Annotated in this window: 22 protein-coding genes; 6 read left to right on the top strand and 16 right to left on the bottom strand. The window is 37.5% G+C overall.

What is annotated here, in order from left to right; all coding sequences use genetic code 11:
* Positions 1–212: 212 nt before the first annotated feature.
* From CD138_RS04060 to CD138_RS04045, 4 genes are all read right to left on the bottom strand, one after another.
* A complete protein-coding gene (locus CD138_RS04060; RefSeq protein ID WP_174700867.1) occupies positions 213–1022 on the bottom strand; it encodes a TerC family protein in 810 nt (269 codons plus the stop codon).
* A 446-nt stretch (positions 1023–1468) separates the two neighbouring features.
* Entirely contained in the window at positions 1469–3031 is a 1563-nt protein-coding gene (locus CD138_RS04055) for a peptide chain release factor 3 (protein ID WP_019167262.1), read from the bottom strand.
* Between the two features lie 20 nt (positions 3032–3051).
* Positions 3052–3291, bottom strand: coding sequence for a YueH family protein (locus tag CD138_RS04050; RefSeq protein ID WP_019167263.1), 240 nt, complete (start codon positions 3289–3291; stop codon positions 3052–3054).
* A complete protein-coding gene (locus CD138_RS04045; protein ID WP_019167264.1) occupies positions 3281–4765 on the bottom strand; it encodes a UDP-N-acetylmuramoyl-L-alanyl-D-glutamate--L-lysine ligase in 1485 nt (494 codons plus the stop codon). Before CD138_RS04045 ends, CD138_RS04050 begins: the two co-directional genes overlap by 11 nt.
* A gap of 422 nt (positions 4766–5187) precedes the next feature.
* On the opposite strand from CD138_RS04045, the gene CD138_RS04040 reads away from it, so the two are divergent.
* Positions 5188–6363, top strand: a complete 1176-nt coding sequence (locus CD138_RS04040) for a diglucosyl diacylglycerol synthase (RefSeq protein WP_019167265.1) — start codon at positions 5188–5190, stop codon at positions 6361–6363.
* Entirely contained in the window at positions 6341–7522 is a 1182-nt protein-coding gene (ltaA, locus tag CD138_RS04035; protein WP_019167266.1) for a lipoteichoic acid biosynthesis MFS flippase LtaA, read from the top strand. Before CD138_RS04040 ends, ltaA begins: the two co-directional genes overlap by 23 nt.
* Before the next feature lie 461 nt (positions 7523–7983).
* Here ltaA and CD138_RS04030 read toward each other — a convergent pair whose 3' ends face one another.
* From CD138_RS04030 to CD138_RS04020, 3 genes are all read right to left on the bottom strand, one after another.
* Positions 7984–8493, bottom strand: coding sequence for a 2'-5' RNA ligase family protein (locus CD138_RS04030; RefSeq protein ID WP_019167267.1), 510 nt, complete (start codon positions 8491–8493; stop codon positions 7984–7986).
* A 53-nt stretch (positions 8494–8546) separates the two neighbouring features.
* Positions 8547–9281: an esterase family protein gene (locus CD138_RS04025; RefSeq protein ID WP_019167268.1), complete on the bottom strand. Its 735-nt coding sequence runs from the start codon at positions 9279–9281 to the stop codon at positions 8547–8549.
* Between the two features lie 102 nt (positions 9282–9383).
* Positions 9384–10955: an alanine/glycine:cation symporter family protein gene (locus CD138_RS04020; RefSeq protein ID WP_019167269.1), complete on the bottom strand. Its 1572-nt coding sequence runs from the start codon at positions 10953–10955 to the stop codon at positions 9384–9386.
* A gap of 217 nt (positions 10956–11172) precedes the next feature.
* Between CD138_RS04020 and cozEa the strand changes: the two genes are divergently transcribed.
* Positions 11173–12258, top strand: a complete 1086-nt coding sequence (gene cozEa, locus CD138_RS04015) for a lipoteichoic acid biosynthesis protein CozEa (protein ID WP_019167270.1) — start codon at positions 11173–11175, stop codon at positions 12256–12258.
* A gap of 577 nt (positions 12259–12835) precedes the next feature.
* Here the strand turns inward: cozEa and CD138_RS14130 are convergent.
* The 8 genes from CD138_RS14130 to CD138_RS03970 all read right to left on the bottom strand — a co-directional run bounded on the left by CD138_RS14130 (position 12836) and on the right by CD138_RS03970 (position 20249).
* Entirely contained in the window at positions 12836–12943 is a 108-nt protein-coding gene (locus tag CD138_RS14130) for a putative holin-like toxin (protein ID WP_162137358.1), read from the bottom strand.
* Between the two features lie 452 nt (positions 12944–13395).
* Positions 13396–14166, bottom strand: a complete 771-nt coding sequence (gene fabI, locus CD138_RS04000) for an enoyl-ACP reductase FabI (protein WP_019167273.1) — start codon at positions 14164–14166, stop codon at positions 13396–13398.
* Between the two features lie 145 nt (positions 14167–14311).
* Positions 14312–16150, bottom strand: coding sequence for a monovalent cation:proton antiporter family protein (locus CD138_RS03995; protein WP_019167274.1), 1839 nt, complete (start codon positions 16148–16150; stop codon positions 14312–14314).
* Positions 16151–16160: 10 nt separating this feature from the next.
* The gene (gene mgtE / locus CD138_RS03990; protein ID WP_373364639.1) at positions 16161–17504 is read right to left on the bottom strand and encodes a magnesium transporter; all 1344 of its coding nucleotides are present in this window, start codon (positions 17502–17504) and stop codon (positions 16161–16163) included.
* A 70-nt stretch (positions 17505–17574) separates the two neighbouring features.
* Positions 17575–18429, bottom strand: coding sequence for an RluA family pseudouridine synthase (locus CD138_RS03985; RefSeq protein ID WP_019167276.1), 855 nt, complete (start codon positions 18427–18429; stop codon positions 17575–17577).
* Positions 18426–19235, bottom strand: a complete 810-nt coding sequence (locus CD138_RS03980; RefSeq protein WP_019167277.1) for an NAD kinase — start codon at positions 19233–19235, stop codon at positions 18426–18428. The genes CD138_RS03985 and CD138_RS03980 overlap by 4 nt, the downstream gene beginning before the upstream one ends.
* Positions 19236–19246: 11 nt before the next feature.
* Positions 19247–19885: a GTP diphosphokinase gene (gene yjbM, locus CD138_RS03975; protein WP_019167278.1), complete on the bottom strand. Its 639-nt coding sequence runs from the start codon at positions 19883–19885 to the stop codon at positions 19247–19249.
* A gap of 16 nt (positions 19886–19901) precedes the next feature.
* Complete coding sequence (locus tag CD138_RS03970; protein WP_019167279.1) at positions 19902–20249, bottom strand: UPF0738 family protein; 348 nt, start codon at positions 20247–20249, stop codon at positions 19902–19904.
* Between the two features lie 130 nt (positions 20250–20379).
* Between CD138_RS03970 and CD138_RS03965 the strand changes: the two genes are divergently transcribed.
* The 3 genes from CD138_RS03965 to yjbH all read left to right on the top strand — a co-directional run bounded on the left by CD138_RS03965 (position 20380) and on the right by yjbH (position 22479).
* Positions 20380–20961, top strand: a complete 582-nt coding sequence (locus tag CD138_RS03965) for a CYTH domain-containing protein (protein WP_019167280.1) — start codon at positions 20380–20382, stop codon at positions 20959–20961.
* A gap of 341 nt (positions 20962–21302) precedes the next feature.
* Entirely contained in the window at positions 21303–21674 is a 372-nt protein-coding gene (locus tag CD138_RS03960) for a truncated hemoglobin YjbI (RefSeq protein WP_019167281.1), read from the top strand.
* A gap of 16 nt (positions 21675–21690) precedes the next feature.
* A complete protein-coding gene (gene yjbH, locus CD138_RS03955) occupies positions 21691–22479 on the top strand; it encodes a protease adaptor protein YjbH (protein ID WP_019167282.1) in 789 nt (262 codons plus the stop codon).
* 299 nt (positions 22480–22778) lie between these two features.
* Here the strand turns inward: yjbH and CD138_RS03950 are convergent, their stop codons facing one another.
* Positions 22779–23507, bottom strand: coding sequence for a M48 family metallopeptidase (locus CD138_RS03950; RefSeq protein WP_019167283.1), 729 nt, complete (start codon positions 23505–23507; stop codon positions 22779–22781).
* Between the last annotated feature and the right edge of the window lie 374 nt (positions 23508–23881).

Raw genomic sequence — 23881 nt, 5'->3', positions numbered from 1 at the left:
TTGAACAGTATTTAAGTTGTATTGCTTGTTGTGCGTCTACGTTTAACCCGTTCGATTTGATTCGGATTAAACGACTCGTTTACAAATTACAGCAAACAAGTGCATCTTAAATATACCTTATTTAATCTTAATACACGCATATGGCTGACCTAAACGTAAAAAGGCCAGGGTCCTAAATACCCTAGCCTTAATCAAACATACTTATTTAAGTTTTATGATTCATCGTGCTTTTTATTATGCACTGCTGATGTAAGCCAACCAACGATGACAAGTCCAATCATCACCGTCCAGAAGATGATTTGCCACACTGTAGAATGTGGGAATTCGTGTGGAAGAATGCCGATGTCTTCATGTGCTAATACAAGTACTACCAGTTTAATTCCGACCCATCCAACAATTGCAAAGGCAGCACCTTCAAGACCAGGATATTTGTTCAGCAACTCGACAAAGAATGTTGCAGCAAAACGCATTAAAATCACACCGATAAGTCCACCGATGAACATCACTGCAAATTGTCCTGCATCCATACCACCGAAATGTACACCTATCGTTGGTAATGTTACTGCAATCGCTAATGCAGCCAACATTGAGTCAATCGCAAAGGCAATATCTGCAACTTCAACTTTGAGTACGGTACCCCAAAATTCTTTTGCACTGACTTTTTTCTCAACACCTGACTCATCGAAATGATGGTCATCGTTGTCTGGGTGTTCGTGTCCTTCACTTTTATGTTTGAAAAAGTCATATAAGTTTTTAGCGGACATATAAATAAGGTATGCCGCACCAATCGCTTGAATCCACCAAAAATTCGCTAAAATACTAATTAAGAACAATGCGATAAAACGGAAAACAAATGCCCCTAATAAACCATAAAACAATGCTTTTTTACGCTGTTCTGGTGGTAGATGTTTCACCATAACAGCCATTACAATTGCATTATCTGCGGCCAATAGTCCCTCTAAAAAGACGAGTACTAATACAACCCAACCATAAGATAACAACAAACTCGGATCCATTAACAGACCACTCCTTCAATTTTTTATATGGGCACATGTCCTCGCCCTGTATCACTTCATTGTTGCGCCTGAAAACGCACGAACAGTGACAGACATAATTAAAGAGACCCATGCTAAATCAATAGCAAAGGTCTCACTTAGCAATGTATCATGCCCGCTTCACCGGAAGAAATTCAGATTCTTCGTAATGACGACAAAGCGTTATTAACGATTAACACGTTAATCAAGTTACTCCCCTCTGACAATAGTCAGTCACAGGTATTTAATGATGATGTTAACATTATACCCAATTTTTTATGAAAATAACAGTCTATTATCCTAAAATTTAAAAATAATAGAAATCAACGCTTCTCATTTTTTATTATTTTAGGCGACGTGTTCATCATGAAAAACAGTAAACCTTGCGCCATTCGACGCAAAGTTTACGAATCATCGCTTATCTGTCATCATCATTATAACAAACTATAAAGTTTAATTTCCGGGAATTTTTCTTCAAACCAACGTGTCGCAAAATCATTTTCAAATAAAAATACTTTATTATCATAGCGGTCATTCACTAAAATCGAACGACTTGTACTCATCTTATCTTGTACATCTTCTTCATTTTCAATCCAACGTGCGATTTTTTTGCCGACAGGTTCCATAACCACATCAACATTATATTCATTGTTCATGCGATGTTCGAACACTTCAAATTGGAGTTGTCCCACCGCGCCTAAAATAATTTGATTGGTATGTGGTGATTTGTAATATTGAATCGCCCCTTCTTGCACGAGCTGTTCAATCCCTTTATGGAAATGTTTCTGTTTCATCACATTTTTCGGCGATACTTTCATGAAAATTTCAGGCGTGAACTGAGGCAATGCCTTGAAATGGAATTTTTGGTTCCCTGATACAAGTGTATCTCCAATTTGATAATTCCCTGTATCATACAAACCGATAATATCACCCGCGACAGCATGATTCACTGTCGATTTGTCATCAGCCATAAAACTCGTTGAACGCGTAATTTTTTGCTTTTTGCCTGTTCGTTGCAACGTCACATCCATTCCACGTTCAAATGCGCCACTCACAACACGCATAAAGGCAATACGGTCACGGTGTTTCGGGTCCATGTTCGCTTGGATTTTAAAGATAAAGCCTGAAAAATCTGTATCGAATGGACTTACTTCAACGTCTTCATCCGTTTGACGTGCGTGTGGCATTGGGGCATGATCGACATACGCATTCAAGAAATTCTGTACGCCGAAATTCGCTAAAGCTGAACCGAAAAAGACCGGTGTCAAATCCCCACGCATGAGCGCGTCTTTATCGAACGATTCACCCGCTTCATCCACGAGCATCAATTCTTCTATCGCTTGCGTAAAGATACTATCATTCGCAATGTCATGTGCCTCTTCTAATTCGTAATCTTCATTAATGTGCAAAATGTTTTCTTCATCACGGAACGGTTCGATTGTACGCGCTTCTCGGTCAATAATCCCGAAGAAGTTTTGTCCCATACCGATCGGCCAGTTCATCGGATATGTTTCAATTCCAAGTGTTGACTCAATTTCATCTAATAAATCAAACGGTTCTTTCCCAACACGGTCCAATTTGTTAATAAATGTAAAAATAGGAATTCCACGCATTTTACATACTTTGAATAATTTTAATGTTTGTGGTTCAATCCCTTTCGCACAGTCAATCACCATGACTGCGCTATCGACCGCCATTAACGTACGATACGTATCTTCAGAGAAATCTTCATGCCCTGGTGTATCTAAAATATTGATCTTGAAATCATCATAATCAAATTGCATCACTGAACTTGTCACCGAAATTCCACGTTCTTGTTCGACTTTCATCCAGTCACTCGTCGCAAATTTACCAGTTTTCTTCCCTTTGACTGTCCCTGCTTCACGAATGGCACCACTAAAGTACAATAATTTCTCAGTTAATGTCGTTTTCCCAGCATCAGGGTGAGAAATAATTGCAAATGTCTTGCGGGATTCTACTTCATTTTTAATACTCATTGTTTGTCTCCTTTAATTCATCAAACTTCTTGTATCCATCTCGTTATACGTAATGCTAAAATTTGTGCTTCTTCCTCATCGATCACATTAAATAAATGCACAAATAAATGTTCTGTTAGTTCCTCACCATATAACGTATCTTCTATTTGAATCGACCAGTATAAATCTGGAATCGATACGACAATATATTGTTCTTTCTGATTGTGATATAACCAAACTTTTGCTGAATAGTTTTCACTATGACTTTCCCTAATCTTCATTTGGACCTCCACCGAATTTTTGATAAGCTGCTTCTAATCCAATTAAATCATCACGATGCGGCACTTTGACATGACCTGGCATAATTTGATACGGCTCACGACCTTTAGATGCAAGCACGACGGTATCACCTGGTTCTGCCACTTCAATTGCATGTCGAATCCCTTCCGCACGATCAGTAAACTCGACATAATTGTCATGTGTTGCACCTTTCGCAAGCTCGGCCGTCAGCATTTTCGGGTCATCATTTGCCGGATTATCCGGTGTAAAGATCACATAGTCCGCACGTGAAGCGACACGTCCCATTTCAGGTGTTTTTGTCAAATCACGTTCACCCGCCATACCGACGAGGAAAATGAGTTTTTGTTTGACGAACGGTTCAACCGCATCAATCAATTTAGACATCCCATCTGCCGTATGTGCATAATCGATTATTAAATCAATTGGCAATGACGGGTCGAGCACTTCTAAACGGCCTTCTACAGGTTCTAGATCGGCTACCACTTGCGTTACTGTTTCGAGTGGCGCACCTTTCACCCATACACCTAACATGGCTGCCATTAAGTTCGCAATGTTAAAGCGACCGACGTAAGGTGAGCGCACTGGATATGTACCAAAAGGCGTCACAAAATCGAACGTCACGCCTTGTAATGATTCATGAATGTTTGTTGCCATGAACTGTGCCTCTTGTTCGATACCATATGTGAGACTTTCATAAGGTGTGACTGATTTTAAATAAGTAGAAAATGGATCGTCTGCGTTAATAATGACATATTTATCACGACTCAAATCTTGTCCTAATTGACTGAATAACAACGACTTCGCATGACCATATGCTTCCATCGAGCCATGAAAATCGAGATGATCTTGTGTCAAATTTGAAAAGATTGCAACATCAAATTCTACACCACTTAAACGCCCTAAGCTGAGACCGTGTGAGGATACCTCCAACGTCATCGCTTCAGCCCCTGCTTCTACTGCTTCATGAATTTTCTTCGTTAATACAACGGTTTCTGGCGTTGTGTTGGCACCTTTTGTTACTTTTTCGTTAATTTGAAAGCCGTTCGTCCCTAAATACGCACTGCCTTTACCAAGTTTACGATAAATATGATGAATCATCGTCGCAATCGATGTCTTACCGTTTGTACCTGTGACACCGATTGTCGTCAGTTGCTTGCTTGGAAAATCATAAAGATGGTGCACTAAATGACTCGCCACACGTAACGTGTCTGGCACAACGACTTGTGTGACCTCACCTTGTAATTCAAGCATACGATTCACAACAACAATCTGACATCCTTGTTCTACGACGTCTTGCACAAAACGATGACTATCGACGGTATAGCCTTTTGACGCGACAAAGATACTGCCCGCCTTTGCTTGACGCGAATCTGTCGTCACATCATTCACTTCAATATCTAAACGTCCTATGACCTGTTTAATTAATATATGATCAAATAATTGTTGTGCATTCACAGACATCTCTCCTTTATATATACACCCATTTATTATACACGTTTTTACTTGAAATCCCATTAAATGTCACGTATTTTTATAGCGCGGCAATTGCTTTTTATCAGTCAAAGGCGATTCAAATTTTTATTAATGGGTATATTGATTTAAATATTATTTTATTCTTTCTTACATCTCAAGACTGAAATGTGTAAATGACTATTGTGCCTATCTATGGAGTATATTAAGATAATATAATGAATTTACTGTAAAATATAGGTTACGTACACACATTTTCTCATCTTTTATCACAAGGTGTACAGTCAAAATAATTTTAGCATTGTTTTCGTTTTGTCAAAATCCTTATAACTTTTCACAAGACGTACAAATTGCGGTACACTAACATAGAACCAGTTAAAGTCTAAATATTTCGGAGGGTGGCTTTCATGATCACTGAAAAGAAAAAAATATTGATTATCACCGGTTCATTCGGCAACGGCCATATTCAAGTGACGAACAGTATTGTTGAACAGTTGAATCAAATGAATCTTGACAATCTGACAGTCATACAACGTGATTTGTTTTTAGAAGCACATCCGATTATGACAACGATTACTAAAAAGTGGTACATCAATAGTTTTAAATATTTCCGCCGTATGTATAAAGCATTTTATTATAGTCGCCCTGATCAATTAGATAAGTGCTTCTATAAATATTATGGTTTGAATAAATTACTCAACTTACTATTAAAAGAAAAACCAGATTTGATTTTGTTAACTTTTCCGACGCCAGTGATGTCTGTATTAACAGAGCAATTTAATATGAACATTCCGATCGCTACGGTGATGACGGATTATCGTATGCACAAAAACTGGATTACACCAAATTCTGAACGCTATTATGTCGCCACACATGATTTGAAGCAAGAGTTTGAATCAGTGGGCATTCCAAGTGACCGCATTAAGGTAACAGGAATTCCTATTTCCGAACAATTTGAAGAACCGTTAGACCGTGCAGCTTGGTTACGTCAACATGACCTTGACCCCGACGCACAAACGATTTTAATGTCGGCGGGCGCTTTTGGTGTGTCTAAAGGGTTTGACGAAATGATTCAACGTATACTTGATGAAAGCCAGAATGCACAAGTGGTCATGATTTGCGGCCATAGTAAAGAACTCAAACGCCAATTGTCTGCTGCGTTCAAAGATCATCCAAATGTGCTGATTTTAGGTTATACCCAGCATATGAATGAATGGATGGCAGCAAGTCACCTCATGATTACCAAACCAGGTGGTATTACAATTTCTGAAGCGTTAATCCGAAAAATACCAATGATTTTCTTGAATCCTGCGCCAGGTCAAGAATTAGAAAATGCACTTTACTTCGAACAAAAAGGCTTTGGTAAAATTGCAAACACACCATCTGAAGCAATTGATATTGTCACATATTTAACACGTCACTCGTACGAAATCGACCAAATGATTCAGAACATGAGCGAGGCACGTCAACCACATGCGACGAAACGTTTATGCCAAGACTTGTTAGATTTACTTTACAATGCTTCAACATTCGAAACTGTATATGGAAAGGTGCCTTTATATGCAAAACTACTCGTCAAATAAAATGGCTATGCGGAATTTTTATATCCTATTAGTCATTTTATTTCTGATGGAATTTGCAAGGGGTATGTATGTATTAAGTTATTTACCTTTATTACCAACAGCAACAACCATTGCCGTTAGTATTACTTCGATTGCAATTTCCATACATTTTATTTCTGACTCAATTACAAATTTTTTCGTCGGCTTTGTATTGAAACGTTATGGTCCTAGAATTGTACTCACTTCCGGCTTTTTTCTCGCTTTAGTGAGTCTCATTTTAATTATTTGGATGCCGACTTCACCACTCATCCTTATTTTGAGTGCAGTCATGCTTGGTGTTGCTGTCTGTCCTATTTGGGTTATCATGCTTGCCAGTGTTGATGAAAGAAGACGTGGCACACAAATGGGTTACGTTTATTTCGCATGGCTTGCAGGGATGTTAGCCGGTATGATCGGAATGAACTTAATTTTCAAAGCCCATCCGACACACTTTAACTTTTTAATGTCGCTCTGTGTTGCGCTTGCCTTTATCCTTTATTATTTTGTAAAAGTGAAGTTAACGGATTACAATACGAAAAATGTGAGACAACAGCTGAAACAAATTGTCAGTGTTTCTAAGCGACACCTTGTGCTCTTTCCAGGAATTTTACTCCAAGGTATTGCAATTAGTGCGCTCATACCTGTATTGCCTCAATATGCAGTGGATATCGTCGGTGTGAGTACCGTTGAATATACTGTGGCTATTGTGATTGGGGGCATCGGTTGTACGATTTCGATGTTGTTCTTATCTAAAATGATAGATGCATACTCTACACGCTTTATGTATAGTGTGATTTTCGCAGGGTTTATCATTTATGGCTTAGCAATTTTTGCGTTAACATTGATTCAGCAAATTATTATCGTGTGGATCATTGCGTTATTCATCGGTCTTTTGTACGGTTTACTTTTACCGACTTGGAACACATTTATGGCACAATTCATTCATCCGAGTGAGCAAGAAGAAACTTGGGGCGTCATCAACAGTATTCAAGGTTTTGGTGCGATGTTAGGGCCCCTATTCGGAGGTCCGATATCGCAATTCATGGGGAGTCCTATTTTTACCTTTTATTTCGCAGCACTACTTATCTTTTTCTTAGCACTGTTTTATGGCGTTTATTTTGTCAAACAACGTCACGCATAGTAAAATATCTCGATGACGACTTCGAAACACACATAACGCTAGTTTCAAAGTCGTTTTTATTTTCATTCAAATTGTGACATTCAATACCTTTTCATGCTTTAAAAAAACTCAAACTACTACAAATCATACTGAGTAAAAGAATTAAAGTCAGTTTACTAACCTACACTCACATATAAAATATATTGAGCGCGTCGCCTATCTCTCAGGCGTCAATTTTGGCGTAGAGAGAAGGTACTAAAATACAAATATTTTTGTTCACACCCTAACAACAGCTATCAGTGATTACATATTTTGCTTACTAGCTGAGTAAACGCTGCAAATCATTCTAAGAGACATCAGTCACACCAACAAAAATCCCCTTACTCATTGGCCGTTCCTATCACTTAGCCTTGTTTGAAACATAAAAAATGGACTGATACGCACAACTTATGCGTCATCAGTCCATTTTTACTTTTCTCTCGTTACGCTAAAGAAAAAGTAGCAATTTCTTTCCATTCTTCTACATCTTCTTTAAATTGCATCAATGATAAGGTATCAATTGTTTCTTTATGATCAATACCTGCTAAGCGGACCTGACCATAAATATCTTCAAACTCTTGGCTCGTTAAACCTTGCGCAATCGTAAAATGTGGAACAAATGCATGTTCTGCTTCACCGTAAAAATCTTCCCCATCAAAACGGTTGAATAAATCTTCTAGCGCTGCATTTTTCTCCACTTTAAAATAAATAACGTTTGTTACCGGTGCAAAATTTGAAGCTTTTGACACATAAACTTCTGTAGGTTGTGCACCCTCTAAACGCTTTTCTATTTCAGCTTTAACTTGATCAAGATCATTTTCATCAATTTCAAAATTACTTTTAATCGTAATATGAGGTTGAATCATTGTGTAGTGCTTATCATAACGTTTACGATAAGCGTTGACCTCGCTTTGGAAATCTTTTGACGGAATTAACGCTAATCCTAAAATCATTTGAATTCCTCCTTTGTATTCGCTTACTTTTATTATAGCAAATTTTCTTAAAACTAGTTACCTAAAAAGTAAGTTAACATTTTTGGCAATTCTTTCTGCCAAGTTTTCCAATTGTGCCCACCTTCTAATTCCTCGTAGTAATATGTCATTTGTTTTGATTCAAATAAATCTTTTAACGTACGGTTAGGGGTTAAGAAATCAGCACGTTCACCACTTGTTGGCAATTTAAAATCAATTTCTTCTTTCCCAACCGCGTGCCAAATATTTAATTCTGATTTAAACTGGCAACGATCAAAAATGAGTTTCACAATATCATCATAATGCGGACTCAACAAGCCGACTTGACTCATCACACGTGGATATGAGAGCGCAGTTAATAGTGCAATACTCCCTGCTAAACTATCTCCCAATAAAATTCTCGCATTCCCCACTTTATATGTCGCAAAATTTTCATCAATCCACGGTAAGATCTCATTCGCGACAGCTTGAACGGTTTGTGCAGCTTTTTCACCTTCTGGATGGAATTCCATATGACGTATCTTCACATTTTGATAATGCAGTCCGACGATGATTGCACGTTCGACTTCCCCATTTTTTCTTAATTTCTCATAAACACGATGAAGTTGACCATACCTTAGAAAATCACGACCATCAAAACAAAAAATTACTTTCGATTTATATAAATCAGAATAATCTTTCGGCAAATATACTGATAATGTAATTTCTCGCTCTAAGTAGTCGCTTTGTAAATGTGTGACCGTTACTTCACCCGGATTAAATGTAGTCATAAAAAGCGCCTCCTCATACGAATTAATCTCATTGTATCAGGAGACGCGTGCTGTGTTAATCTATAAAGCTTGATTTGACGCTATTATATCTAACTTATGACGTTACGGTTGAATATCTTCTTCTTTCAAACGTTTCGGATAATCTTCTAACCAAAACGTTGCAGTTGGAATCTCTTTAGGGTCAGGACGATAAATGGCTGTTTTGCCTGTCCCTTTTTCTTTCTTCTGACGCTCAAAGTCTTTTAATGCATGCATCGCTGGTTTATACAAAATCCAAATCGCGACAATGTTTAGCCATGCCATCAATCCGACACCTAGGTCACCCATAGCCCATGCGATATCTGCTGTTTTCACCGCACCGTATGCAGTCGCTGCGATTAAAACGAGACGTGTCACATTACGCCATAATCGGTTTTGATTTTTAGCAATCCGATTGGTTAAGAAACTCACATTCGTTTCAGCGATGTAGTAATACGCTAAAATCGTTGTAAAGGCAAAGAAGAATAACGCAATCGCAATGAAGTATGAACCAAATCCAGAGAAGCTCGGATCAAAGTGATAACTTGAACCTTGCAATGCTTTGTCAATCCCTGCTTGTGCATACATCGCTGTTCCTGAATAATCTTTCGTACCATCTGCGTTTTGAACGAAAATTTCGCCATTTTTCAATAATCCTGGCATGCCATCAGCCCCAACCGTACCGTCTGTTGTATTGTATGTACCAGAAATTAAAATAATGAGTGCTGTTGCTGTACAAACGAATAATGTATCTACGTAAACAGAAAACGCTTGAACGAGACCTTGTTTCGCAGGGTGAGATACTTCAGCTGCTGCCGCTGCGTGTGGACCCGTACCTTGACCCGCTTCGTTTGAATAAAGGCCACGTTTTACACCGATTTCAATCATTGCACCGATAATACCACCAAAAGCGGCTTCCATTCCGAATGCTGATTTAAAAATAAGCGCAAACAATGCCGGCACTTCTTGAATGTTCAGTACGATAATCACAATTGCCATTAAGATGTAAATGATTGCCATAAACGGAACAACTGCTGTCGCTACTTTTGCAATCCATTTCACCCCACCAAAAATAATGAGCGCTAAAACGACAACAAGTACAACTGCCATCACCCATGGCTGAATTCCAAACGCATTATGCATTGAACTTGCAATGGCATTAGACTGTACACCCGGTAGTAATAGACCAACAGAAATAATCGTCACAATAGCGAAGACTAAGCCGTAAACCTTGCCAAATTTACCTTTAATCCCTTTTTCGATATAGTATGCTGGACCTCCGCGGTATTCACCGTCTTCTTCTTGCTTATAAATTTGACCTAATGCTGACTCGATAAAAGCTGTCCCTGCACCTAAAAATGCGGTTGCCCACATCCAAAAGACCGCACCAGGGCCCCCGATAAATATTGCTGTAGATACCCCAACGATATTCCCCGTACCTACACGACCTGCTAATGATAACGCAATGGCCTGAAAACTAGAAATACCAGTTGGTGACTTTTCTCCTTGAAACATGAGACGAATCATTTCTTTAAAATGACGGACCTGTAAAAATCGACTCATCAAACTAAACGCGACTCCCGTTAGTAAAAGACCATAAACTAATGGCTTACTCCAAACAATATCATTGAGCCATCCCACAATCGTTTCTAACATACGCACTCCCCCTTTTTCTATATATCGATTTTTAATAATTTTCTGATAAATCTGATATAAGTATACACAGTTAAAAAATTCCGTGCAACTCTTTTTTAAAGACAATACACCAAATGAAAATAAAAATGATTGTCATATTGGGTCAATTTTTTCTTTTAACGTGATACCGATTGGGATATACTGTAATCAGTGTTCTTATAGAAGGAGGAAACAATGTATGACAAATAAAGTGTGGTTCCGAACGGGTGTAGCCCTGCTACTTTTATTTTTAATCATCAAATTATTTTTAGATGTTAACCACATATTTATGCCCATCATTATTATCATTCAATCGGTTTTATTACCTTTATTGCTAAGTGGGTTTTTATTTTATATTTGTTTGCCATTCCAGAAAATGCTCGAGAAGCGTCATATACCGCGATGGGCAAGCATTACGATTATTTTACTCGCATTAACAGCAATGATGGCAGCAGTGATTGGTGTGATTGGGCCGGTTATTGCCACTCAAATTGAGAATTTAATCCATCAAATTCCATTTATTCAACGCGAAACTGAGCGTTTAATTAATTTTGCACTCGACCAACGTGATCGTTTACCTGATCAAGTCACAGAAAAAATCAATGACATCATCTCTTATTTAAGTCAAATGACTTCAGAACTGTTGTCCAACTCTCTAAACATTATTTCAAGTATTGTGTCGACATTGTTCTTGTTGATTTTAGTACCTTTTTTCTTAATTTATATGTTAAAGGATCACGAACGTTTCATTCCAGCAGTCGCAAATATTTTTAATGGTGAACGTAAAATATTCATCGTTAACTTATTAAAAGATTTAAACCACACACTGATGTCTTATATTCAAGGCCAAGTGACAGTAAGTTTAATTCTTGGTGCTATTTTATATATTGGTTATTCAATTATCGGTTTAGAGTACACAATGTTATTAGTGATGTTTGCCATTGTAGCAAACATGATTCCATTTTTAGGACCTTGGATGGCATTCCTACCCGCTGGTATTTTAGGCTTAATTCAAAGTCCAACAACGTTCATTTGGGTCTGTGTCATTACTCTAATCGCACAACAGCTAGAAGGTAATGTCATTACACCAAATGTGATGGGTAAATCATTAAACATTCACCCACTCACAATTATCATTGTCATTTTAGCTTCTGGAAGTTTAGGTGGCTTTGCACTGATTTTAGTCGCAGTGCCACTATATGCTGTACTTAAAACCATCGTACGTAACGTGTTCAAATACCGTCACCAAATTATGCACAAAGCACATAGTGACGTGAACGACTAAGAAATACTTGAATGTATCAACAGACATGCCGACCTCATTTTGGTTCAGGCGTGTCTGTTTTTTACTCAACTTTCAAACAATGAAAAAGCCGTCCTACAAATAGGCACGACATTTTCATTGGAAACCTTATTTTTCTGTTGTCGATGGTGGTCCTTGTCATAGGGATTTTTAATCGATCCAATCCCAATAGCCCACAAAAGAATACGGGATAATATGTAGCAAAATGATCGACATGTATATAAAATCGATACAAAAGAAAAACGACAAACGCTACAATAAAATACTCAGGGATAAACTGCTTACTCCATAAAAATGAATCTTTCATATGAGTCACCTCTATTTGAGCCACATCAATATGAGTGATAGCACGCAAGCGATAACGGCTCCTTTTATGTATCTTCATTACAATGTCGAAAGAAAGAACCCTATCATCAATAGACAAAATAAGTGACATGTGCTATTTTATATGTATCAAAGGCAACACACATCTTGTGCATTGCCTCAGTGAGACCGTTAAAAAGACGGTGGCTTCGTTAAATGTAAAAAATAACCATCTAACCGCCAAAGTTAGAGATGGTTATTTTTTTTGAACATTTGTAGTAATCAACACGACTAAACTGATTAAAGCTACGATAAAGCTACCGAAAGCACACATCAGCATCAGTACATCTATGACACTTATCATTCGAGGCTTCTCCTTTCTAAAGATTTTGATAATACGTTCATACGCATCACCTCTCTTTATACTGAGATAGCCACCATCCATCTAACTTTCTCACACCTTCATTTTATAAGCCTATCTATATTTTGTCCACAATTATATTAATTAATACTTTTATTCTATTTATTATAAAATGGGAATGATGAGGCTTAGTATTTCTATAATAGAAAAGTTACCATATCACTTTCCACTTTTCCGTATTCATTCCCGGTTATAAAATAATAATGTTTATTAAATAAAAATCAATAGACAAAATGTGCTACATGTGCTATCTTTTTACCATCTCACTTCTCCAAAGTTAGTGATGGTTATTTTTTGGATTTATTATAGCAACTGTGATTCTTAGGTCTACAAGCCTAAGAATCACAAAAAGACACCTCTCCATTGGGGGTGTCTTTTTTTAATGTTCATTAATTTTATCGTATCGCGTGGTAACCTGCGTCAACATGGATATTTTCACCTGTCACACCAGAAGAAAAATCACTTAGTAAATACGCAGCTGTTTTCCCTACTTCTTCTTGATCAACATTACGTCTTAATGGTGCACGTTCTTCAATTTCTTTTAAGATACTCGTGAAACCACCAACGCCACGTGCGCTTAATGTACGGATTGGACCTGCAGAAATCGAATTCACACGGATGTTATCTTGACCTAAGTCTGCCGCTAAATATTTTACTGATGCTTCAAGGCTTGCTTTTGCGACACCCATGACATTGTAGTTAGGTACTGCAAATTCTCCACCAATATATGATGATGTCACAATACTGCCCGCTTCATTCATAATTTTGCGTGCTTCACGTGCAACAATCGTTAATGAATACGCACTGATGTCATGAGCAAGTAAGAAACCGTCACGTGATGTATCTGAAAAACGTCCTCTCAATTCTTCAACACGTGCAAATGCGATTGAATGGAACACGCCATCAATTTTGCCGACTTCTTTACCGATTTTTTCAAAGCCATTGACAACCTCTTCATCGCTTTGTACATCGATTTGGTATACATGTTTTTCAGATTGGTTCAGTTGATCGACAAGCTTATCCAATTCCTTAAAACTTCTTTCTTTTCTGTATGTAAAAACTAATTTTGCGCCTAATTGGTCTAACACTTTTGCTACACCGAAACCAATACTACGCTTGTTTGCGATACCCATAATTACAAAAGTTTTACCTTCAAGATTCATCACTGTAAATTGCTCCTTTACGTTTAATAACATGATTATATTAATTTTAACATCTGGTACTAAATTTTGAAAAGTATTTCCCTTTTGAAGAAAAAGACACAGCCTTGAAACCACTTTTATCGGTATTTCAAAACTGTGTCTGTATGCATCAAAACATTTCTAATTCTATTTTTAGTTGATCCACATATTCTTTCGTACCTGTCACAATCAAACGGTCACCATATTGGAGTTGCGTATCTCCGTGTGGCACGATCGATTCATTGTTACGAATAATGCGGACAAAGATGATATCGCCACCAAATGGGAAATGACGCAGTTGCATATGATCGAACGCATAATTGTACATTCCAATTTCGTATAAAGAGGTTTCGACATTGCTTAATAAGTTTAGCATGTTTGGCGTCTCAATCATCCCTTTTAATAAAATTTGGTTACTTTGGAAGTTACTAAACAATTCGATACCTTGGCTACTTAATTCTTGTGATTCATCGTTCGTTTCAAGACGACAAATGACGCGTTCGACACCATGTTCTTTAGCCATTAATGCAACACGACGGTTAATGTCATCATCATTTGTTGAACATACGACGATATCACTATCATACAATCCTAATCGTTCTAATATATCAGAATCATAATCAGTGATTTCAACCATCGTAATATCATCGGATAGTACACGGTGGTCTGATAAGTCTTTTCGGTAGTATAACGAAATCTCATATAACTGTGACCGCAATCCCTGTGCAATCGGTATCGACAATTGGTTTTTTCCAATCATGGCCACTTTAATAGACCGTTGCATTTCATCTGGAATCGGGATCAATTTCTTAAAGACAATCGGCACAAAGACACACGTAATGACTGCACTTAAAATTAAAATCCCTGAAGTTTCTTCACTAATCGTACCAAGTTTTTCAGCGATTTTGGCCGCTGCAATGACGAGCGAAAGTGTCGATGTTAATAAAAATGCAGAAGCAATCGTAGTCTTCATATCAAACCATTTTTTTAACAGCATGACAGGCAATAATTTGGAAATAATAAATGCAATAATCAGTACTGGAATAATGAGTAATATCTTAGGGTCACTAATGAGTGATGGAATGTCTAAATCCACGCCAACCATAATAAAGAAAATCGGAATGAAGAAACCATATCCAAATGAGTCAAGTTTCTCAACTAAGTCTTGTGTGGGGCCGAGTAACGACACAACCACACCCGCTAAAAAGGCACCTAGGATATGTTCCGCACCGACACCTTCAGCTAACGCAACGAGTAAAATAATAAGCGCAAAAACAGCTCGAATACCAATTTGTGTCGTTCCTGCCATTAACTTTTCTAAAAATGGTGCTTTTTTGAATAAGCCACCTAAGAAATAGAACACGATTGTAAACACGACTAAAATACCAATCAGCCAAATCGTGCCACCACCTGAAGCATGGAGTGCACCATAAACTGTTAGTAACAGCATTGTCGCTAAATCGGCCAATACCGCAACTAACAAAATTAATTGCCCAATCGTCGTACTCATTAAATTCATTTCTTTCAACGTTGGCACAACAACACCTAACGAAATCGTTGAAATGATAATCACCATTAACAACACATCATCAATTAAGCCCATCCATCGAAATGCGTATGCGAGTATAATCGATATCATCATAATCAGCATAAACACACTCAATGCAAGCTTAAAATGACTCGGTGTTTTTTGTTTTTCCTCGTCTTTGTTCTTTTTACTTTTATCTTTTTTAAATGCTGAAAAGTCAATTTCCAAGCCACTTAAAAACATTAAAAATATAAAGCCCAATGTCGACAAAATATTCAACATTTCATCTCGATGTACGAGATTTAAAAACGAATTCCCGATGATAATCCCCATTAAAATTTCGGCGACCACAACAGGTAAAAACGATATTTTTAACCTATGAATCAAAATCGGCGTAATCATAGCAGCTACTATGACGACGACAAGCGATACAAATTCCATGGGAACCCCCTCAAATTAAATATGACATAAAAGTCGTAGCTAATCCGAAATAAATTAACATACTGACAATATCATTGATCGTTGTAATAAACGGTCCACTCGCAACAGCAGGGTCAATACCTAAACGATTAATCAAAAGTGGAATGACCGAGCCAATCGTTGTCCCTACCGTCATCGCAATTGTCAAACTTGTTCCTACAATCAATGCAAGGTAAGGCTGACCGTACAACAACATAATGATAAAACTTAAACTGATGGCACATGTAATGCCTGTCAAAAAGCCACTACCAGATTCACGTAAGGCGAGTTTAATCTTACTCTTTTCTTTAATATCACCTGTTGAAATATTACGCACAGATACGGCTAACGACTGGGTACCTGAATTACCAGACATCCCGCTAATAATTGGTATAAATGCAGCTAATAAGGCAACTTTTTCTAACGTTTCTTCAAATGAGCCTAAAATGGATGCCGTGATCATACCTAATACAGTCAGAATCAAAAGCCACGGCAAACGTTTTAACGCAGTTTGGAATATCGTATCATCTGTCGAGTCGATATCAGATACACCGGCTAAACGAGAGTAGTCCTCGCTCGCCTCTTCATCCATAACGTCGACGATATCGTCAATTGTGATAATCCCTAACAAATGATTTTGATAATCTACTACGGGCATCGCGATGAAGTCGTAATCTCTCATCGTTTGCGCAACATCTTCCTGGTCATCAGCGACATTCGCACTAATGACACGTTCACTCATGATGTCTTCAACGTACGCATCGTTTTCAGCTACAATCAAATCCCTTAATGAAATAACCCCAACCAGTTTTTTATCTTCATCGACTACGAAAATGACATAAATCGTTTCGGCGTCGGGTGCTTGATCTTTAACACGCATTAACGCTTCATGTACAGGTGTATTAATTGTGAGTGAAATATACTCCGTCGTCATGATACCGCCGGCTGTATCTTCATCATAATGGAGTAGTGCTTTTATTTCTTTTGCTTCTTCGCGGTTCATCAACATTAATAAACTCGCGATTTTCTTTTTCGAAAGCTGATTTAAAATATCGACCGCATTATCGTAAGACATTTGCTCGAGCACTTGACTCGCATAGGTCGCATTCATCGTTTCAAATAATGCTTCATAATCCTCTTCATCAATCTCCAAATTCTCAAAGAACTCTGCAACTTCTTCTGGAGATAAAAATCGATACATTTTTTGACGGACATCATCGTCACTAACTTCGAAATATTCGCTTTGTTCATATGAGTGCAATGCTAAAAATTCTTCACGAAAGCCGTCGATATCCCCTTTCGCGATAAAATCATCTAACAAAGCTTTGTTGAACATTTCTTCGTCATCTAATAAGATTTGTTCATTGTCGTTCACCACGTTTGCCACCTCCATCGTTCCTATCAATTTACAAAGTGGTTAATAATTGTGCGAAGTGAGGCTGTTCATTCTTGATTGTCAGTTTTTCCTGAGTCAATGGATGCACAAACCTAACCTCTGCACATTTTAATAATTGGGTTTGATACGTATGATGTGCGTGTCCATATAATGTATCGCCCACTAACGGTGCCCCTAACCATTGAAAGTGCACACGAATTTGATGTGTCCTACCCGTTTCAAGTTTAACACGGCACCAAGTATAAGTCTTGAAGTTTTTAAGCGGCCAATAAATAGTTCGAGCAGGCTTACCCTTTTCCGACACGACTCGATTAATAATACTATCTAACGCTCTCGCAATGGGTTGATCAATCACACCTTGTTCTGTCAAAACGCCTTCACAAATACACTCATAATATTTTTCAATTTCACATTGATTCATCAAGTGATGCAAGTGTCGTGATTTCGCGATAATGACAATGCCCATCGTATTCCGATCTAAGCGTGTCACAATATGCGGAATCCCTCGTTCTCCCTTTTTCTGCATATGCGCTAATGCTTGTTCGACCAAACTCTCATGTGGATGTTCGCGTGAAGGCGCTGTATTCTGATGACTCGGTTTTGCCACAATCAGCAACCATGTATCTTCATATAAAACATTTAACGGCGCATGATAAGGCTCAAGGTATGGGCTAGGTTGCTCTGTTGGTAAATGGACTTCCAATATATCACCGACTTGCAACGAATAGCGTACCGTACGTGCCATGCCATTAACGAGGAGAGCGCCATCTTGTTTAATGGCGCTCAACGTCTTTTTTGAAAATTGTTGTTCATATAAAAATATCTTTAACGTTGTCGATTCTGTCACATGGTATTTAAAAATCACAATGATTCACCACTAGAAATGAATGAATCATGCACACGTTTCCAAAATGGGAAAGGTCGAAAACGTGCAAATCGTACTTTTTCATTGGCGACACGATATTGGACAGCATTCACATTTTTATGTTTGACACTTATATGGTCAACGGTCGACAAAATCGTACCATGATCGACAGGTTTGACATGACATGTGTGATGTTTAGGCAATACGAGCGGAGACCCCACCGTGCGGAACACTCTATTATTGATCGACGCAATCTCAGTCAACTGAATCGCCTCTAATGACGGATGAATCAGTGCCCCACCTAACGCTTTATTATAGGCTGTTGAACCTGATGGTGTAGAAACACAGAGCCCGTCACCTCTAAAGCGCTCAAAATGTTGCCCACGTATATCAATATCCACAACTAATGTACTTCCATTTTCAGTTTTCATCGTCGCTTCATTTAATGCAAGATAACGTGTTTCATACCCCTCATCATTGTAACGGACAATGACTTCCAACAACGGGTATTCAATAACTTGAAACTCAGCCTTATTAATTGCGATGATCAGTTTTTCAACTTCATGTGGGAGCCAGTCTGCATAAAAACCGAGATGCCCTGTATGTATCCCGACAAATGCGCAACGTGACAACATATGGCTATAATGGTGGAACGCTTGAAGCAAAGTCCCATCACCACCGACAGAAATAACAATTTCAGGGTTTTCAGCATCCTCTATCATATTAAAGTCTTGCATGTGGCACATCATTTTATGCTTCAATGCTTCTGATTTAGGATCACCCTTAGATAAAATAACGTAACGCATTTATACACACCTCAATTATCATGATCATGCTTGCTGGCACGCTTTTTAGAATAATACTTTTGTGCTTCCTGAATTTCTTCTTTGATTTCAGACATTTCTTCATCTAAAAGAAATGCGGCTTCAGCGGCACGTTCGAGTCTCGTTTGAATTTCTGGTGGATAGTCGCCATCATACTTGTAACGTAATGTATGTTCAATCGTCGCCCAAAAGTTCATTGCAAGTGTTCGAATTTGAATTTCAGCGAGTATCGATTTCGTCCCATCCAACATTTCAATAGGATAATCGATAATCACATGGTATGAACGATAACCACTTTGTTTTGTATTGCTAATGTAATCGCGCTCTTCAATCACTTTGAAATCTTTGCGTTGACGTAATAGCTCGACAACAATATCAATATCATCCACAAATTGACACATCATTCGAAGTCCCGCAATATCATACATTTCTTCGCGCAGACTATCGAATGCAATTCCCCTTTTATTTGCCTTATCAACAATACTTGAAATCGGTTTGACACGCCCAGTCACAAATTCAATCGGTGAATTATGTTCATTCACTTGATATTGTTTGCGTAAACCTTTTAATTTCACTTTCAATTCATCAATCGCTTGTTGATAGGGTGCTAGAAAAATTTCCCATTGGTTCATCTTACCTCACTCCGCTTCATACGAGTTCAAATGTTTCTTCAACAGCAGACACAAACTCTTTTCCATAATTCGAATTACCTTTGATATTGTCGAGCAGGTAATCTAATTCCTCAGAAAAGTTTGTGAGTGTTAAGGCATCATTAATGACTATCTCTTTATCTCGATGTTCGTGAAGCATGGACCAAGTTTCTTCTACAAACAATAAGTATGAGAATGAAGAGCCATCGTCTAATAAATAAACAAAAGCATGACGGTCACTATCAGCAAGCATTTGCCCGACTTCTGTTAGACCCTCTGTAGGTTGATCCGTATAGCATAAAATACGGTTATCTTGAATTTTTACTTCGTTGACATAAATACGCATATACTTTCCTCCTCATCACATAACATTTTAACACAATTCACGCGCACTCTCATTGGTGAACTCTACCCTATTCTAAATACTTTTCAATCTCGTATCAATTCGGCATAATATGGCATAAGGAGTGATTTCATTGGCAATTGAACGTGAAATAGAATTCAAACAATTACTGGACAAAAACAGTTATTCAGCTATCAAAGCACACTATTTTAAAGGTCAAGCCCCTTTTAAACAAGTGAATTACTATATTGATACACCTGATTTTCAAATACAATCTCAAAAAATGGCGTTACGCATCCGTGAAAAAGCGGATGGCACTTATGAACTCACATTAAAAGTCCCTGATACAGTAGGATTATTGGAATATAACGCGCCATTCCAAATTCAACCCGTAGCAAACATGACACTCGAGGGTTCTCAGATTGATGATGACATCCGTGAAGTCCTTCAACAGCGTCATGTTCAATTGGATCAATTAAAAATCTTAGGCGCCTTAACCACATTTCGATTAGAAACAAAGACAGTCGATGGATTACTTGTCCTCGATCATAGTCTTTATTTAGGAACCGAGGATTATGAACTCGAATTTGAAGTCAGTGATTTCAAAGCTGGACAACAAGCATTTAATGATTTGTTGGCAGAACTCAAATTGTCACCCGTCGTTCCAAAAAATAAAGTACAACGCTTTTTCGAATATCAACGCGAACATCAATAAAAACTTAAAATACTGATAGCGAACCATGCATTTTTCTTTATCTCTCATTCCATAAACTGTAAAATAATGAAAATAACATTTTGAAGGTGTACTCTAGGATAAAGCAACACGCTAAACTCCTTAACACGACGATCACCTGTCATCTATTCAGTGACAATTCGTTGATGCAGAAGGCAATTTTGTATTTTCAAAAACCGTCATGTTGCACCTTTATTTCGTCCGAAAATACGATTGTGCACAACAACAGACACTCACGCTATGCTATGTAAGTGTTTTTGCTTTGAAATGTAAAAATTCATGTTATGATTTATATATAATAAGTCATATGAGCGGTGATATAAATGACCCAAACGCCTTATGAAGTGATTGGACAAGAAAAACTTTATCAGTTGATTGATCACTTCTATAGCCTAGTAGAACAAGACAATCGTATTAATCATTTGTTTCCGGGTGATTTTGCAGAAACAGCACGTAAACAAAAACAGTTTTTAACACAATTTTTAGGTGGACCCGACTTGTATACGCAAGAACACGGTCATCCTATGTTAAGAATGCGTCACATGCCATTTCCAATTGATGACAAAGCGAAAGAAGCATGGCTTGAAAATATGCACATTGCAATTACGCACGCCCAACTTCCTCATGGTGCGGGCGATTATTTGTACGAAAGATTACGTTTAACAGCAAATCACATGGTCAATATAGAAAATTAATTGTAGGTGAAATAACATGACGAAAGAATTGAGAGCTATTGTAAATACTTGTCGTGAAGATTCAAATCTTTCACCTGTCAGTAAGATTGAAATATATTCTTTTTTTGATCCATTTGACAAAGACAGTTTTAAGCTATCTGCAGTTTTGTCAAAGTTAAGAATAGAATACCATCAATATATCCGTATTCGTCATATCTTAAACCCATCATTGCGGGTACTCACGAAATGTCAGGCACAAAGTACATCAGATCGTGACAATATCGCACTCGCCTTTAAAGCGGCTGAGCTACAAGGTCGTGCACGTGCGCATCGTTTTATGCATCTCATCCAAAACGAAATTATTCCAAAACGCGATATTGTGACAGAAGACATGATTGCAAAATGTATTATTAATGCTGGACTTGATTATGATGTTTATCTTGACGATTTAAAAAATGGACAATTACGTGAGAGCCTGAAGATAGATCTCCATATCGCGCGAGAAATGGAAGTCGAACAAGCCCCTTCTTTAGTATTTTTCAATGAAGATATTCAAGCTGAAGGGTTAAAAGTAGAAGGACTCTATCCATACCATATTTATACGTATATCATTAACGAAATGATGGGATCACCTATAGAAAAAAGCTTACCACCTAAATTATGCGAATATATTCAACAAAAGCAATTGGTGACTGAAGAAGAGTTGCTCACGATTTATGAATGGCCAGAGAAGACGTTGCAGAAAGAGCTAAAAAAATTAATGTTGCAACAGAAAGTAAGAAAATTGAATTATCCAGATGGTGAATTTTGGAAGTCTATGATGTAAAGAGGTATCTCATTTGTGAGGTGCCTCTTTTAATTTTGTTTGATTTCAAGATCTTTCTCTTTTATGTATTTCATGTAAGCTACATTTCAAAATTAGCTTTGTCTCTTAAAAACCCCGCCCAGTTCTGGCTATTTTGAATCACTCATCTTCTAAAACATAGCTTGACTTGAATCTCCTCATTTTAGCCCCCTCATCTGAAATCATGAATAAAGCCCCTAATTTATGCAGTGAGCGTTCTACACAAATCCGAGGCCTGTTTCAATTTCATACATTATAGCTGATCAATTTTAAACCGCATTTCAGCTGTTTTCAAGATTTTGTATTCTTTTGTCTAAATTGGGATGGCTCGCAAATAAAACTAATTTTGTATCTTTTAAAACCCCTAATTTTTTTAATGTCAGCAATGAACGAATCCCCGTTTCACGACTCGTATGGTAGCTTGCATAACTGTCACATGTTAATTCCCTATGTCTGATGCGCAAAAAATATAAGAGAATACCACTTAAATAGATGATGACAGCCAATACGATATAAGCGATAAATAGATTCATAGATGTAAATTCTATAAACCCGGAAATAAAAACAAGCAAAATAGGCAAAACACCATAACTCAATGCGCGAAATAATTGGTTTTTAGTGATGTCATTATTTTTAATATGACACACCTCGTGATAGATGAGAAATCTCAATTCATCAATGGGGACTTTTTCAATCAACTCAGGATGAATCACGATACTACTTTTAGAACGGTTACCTTTTACATACATGCCCTTAATGAGTAGCGATGCTTTCGTATACATTTTCGTCCCTTTAGGTAATGCTACAGATGCTTCTAGTTCCTTATAATTTAAAGGCACTAAGTTTTTAGTACTCTTGTTAAAGATCGGCCTAATAATAAAAGTTGGCACTAACAGCGTCATGAATATAAAGATGAGACTTTTAGTATTTTCATCTAAATATGGTGCTTTTACGATGTTCAATCTTATTAGGACAACTAACAAATATATCAAAATTGCCAATATCCGCATATCAATGACCTCCTCAAAGCAAAAGTGACACGCTATCTTTTTCTATGATTGCTACCTAAATGATAAGCAATGTTCTCATGATTGGATACAATTGTAACAAATACCTACTTAAAACATTGAATCTCCATTAATTCGTGAGTTAAGTCTATGATACTATTTTGCGACAGAAATATGTATATTTCGCTAAATATTCACTTAATTTTTCGGTTACACATCCTTGATGGGCAAAATCTAAATTCCTCTTCATAAATGAACATTTGCTTTCATATCACTCACAAAAGAATAATTGGCAAATAACGCTATAAAGAACCTAACTTGATATTATCTTTATACATTTCATTATCGATCTTATTATATATTACACTACTCATAAG

The organism is Staphylococcus intermedius NCTC 11048 (assembly GCF_002902385.1).
GTDB lineage: Bacteria > Bacillota > Bacilli > Staphylococcales > Staphylococcaceae > Staphylococcus > Staphylococcus intermedius.
This window is presented reverse-complemented; position numbering and strand designations above follow the sequence as displayed.

Excerpts from the sequence above, each read along its gene's own strand:
- yjbM (WP_019167278.1), bottom strand. The coding sequence starts at position 19,885 with ATGAACCAATGGGAAATTTTTCTAGCACCCTATCAACAAGCGATTGAT.
- mgtE (WP_373364639.1), bottom strand. The coding sequence starts at position 17,504 with ATGTTCAACAAAGCTTTGTTAGATGATTTTATCGCGAAAGGGGATATC.
- CD138_RS04030 (WP_019167267.1), bottom strand. The coding sequence starts at position 8,493 with ATGATTTTAGGATTAGCGTTAATTCCGTCAAAAGATTTCCAAAGCGAG.
- CD138_RS03970 (WP_019167279.1), bottom strand. The coding sequence starts at position 20,249 with ATGCGTATTTATGTCAACGAAGTAAAAATTCAAGATAACCGTATTTTA.
- CD138_RS03995 (WP_019167274.1), bottom strand. The coding sequence starts at position 16,150 with ATGGAATTTGTATCGCTTGTCGTCGTCATAGTAGCTGCTATGATTACG.
- ltaA (WP_019167266.1), top strand. The coding sequence starts at position 6,341 with ATGCAAAACTACTCGTCAAATAAAATGGCTATGCGGAATTTTTATATC.
- CD138_RS14130 (WP_162137358.1), bottom strand. The coding sequence starts at position 12,943 with ATGATAAGTGTCATAGATGTACTGATGCTGATGTGTGCTTTCGGTAGC.
- CD138_RS03960 (WP_019167281.1), top strand. The coding sequence starts at position 21,303 with ATGACCCAAACGCCTTATGAAGTGATTGGACAAGAAAAACTTTATCAG.
- CD138_RS03980 (WP_019167277.1), bottom strand. The coding sequence starts at position 19,235 with ATGCGTTACGTTATTTTATCTAAGGGTGATCCTAAATCAGAAGCATTG.
- CD138_RS04040 (WP_019167265.1), top strand. The coding sequence starts at position 5,188 with ATGATCACTGAAAAGAAAAAAATATTGATTATCACCGGTTCATTCGGC.
- cozEa (WP_019167270.1), top strand. The coding sequence starts at position 11,173 with ATGACAAATAAAGTGTGGTTCCGAACGGGTGTAGCCCTGCTACTTTTA.
- CD138_RS04055 (WP_019167262.1), bottom strand. The coding sequence starts at position 3,031 with ATGAGTATTAAAAATGAAGTAGAATCCCGCAAGACATTTGCAATTATT.
- CD138_RS04050 (WP_019167263.1), bottom strand. The coding sequence starts at position 3,291 with ATGAAGATTAGGGAAAGTCATAGTGAAAACTATTCAGCAAAAGTTTGG.
- CD138_RS04020 (WP_019167269.1), bottom strand. The coding sequence starts at position 10,955 with ATGTTAGAAACGATTGTGGGATGGCTCAATGATATTGTTTGGAGTAAG.
- yjbH (WP_019167282.1), top strand. The coding sequence starts at position 21,691 with ATGACGAAAGAATTGAGAGCTATTGTAAATACTTGTCGTGAAGATTCA.
- CD138_RS03950 (WP_019167283.1), bottom strand. The coding sequence starts at position 23,507 with ATGCGGATATTGGCAATTTTGATATATTTGTTAGTTGTCCTAATAAGA.
- CD138_RS04025 (WP_019167268.1), bottom strand. The coding sequence starts at position 9,281 with ATGACTACATTTAATCCGGGTGAAGTAACGGTCACACATTTACAAAGC.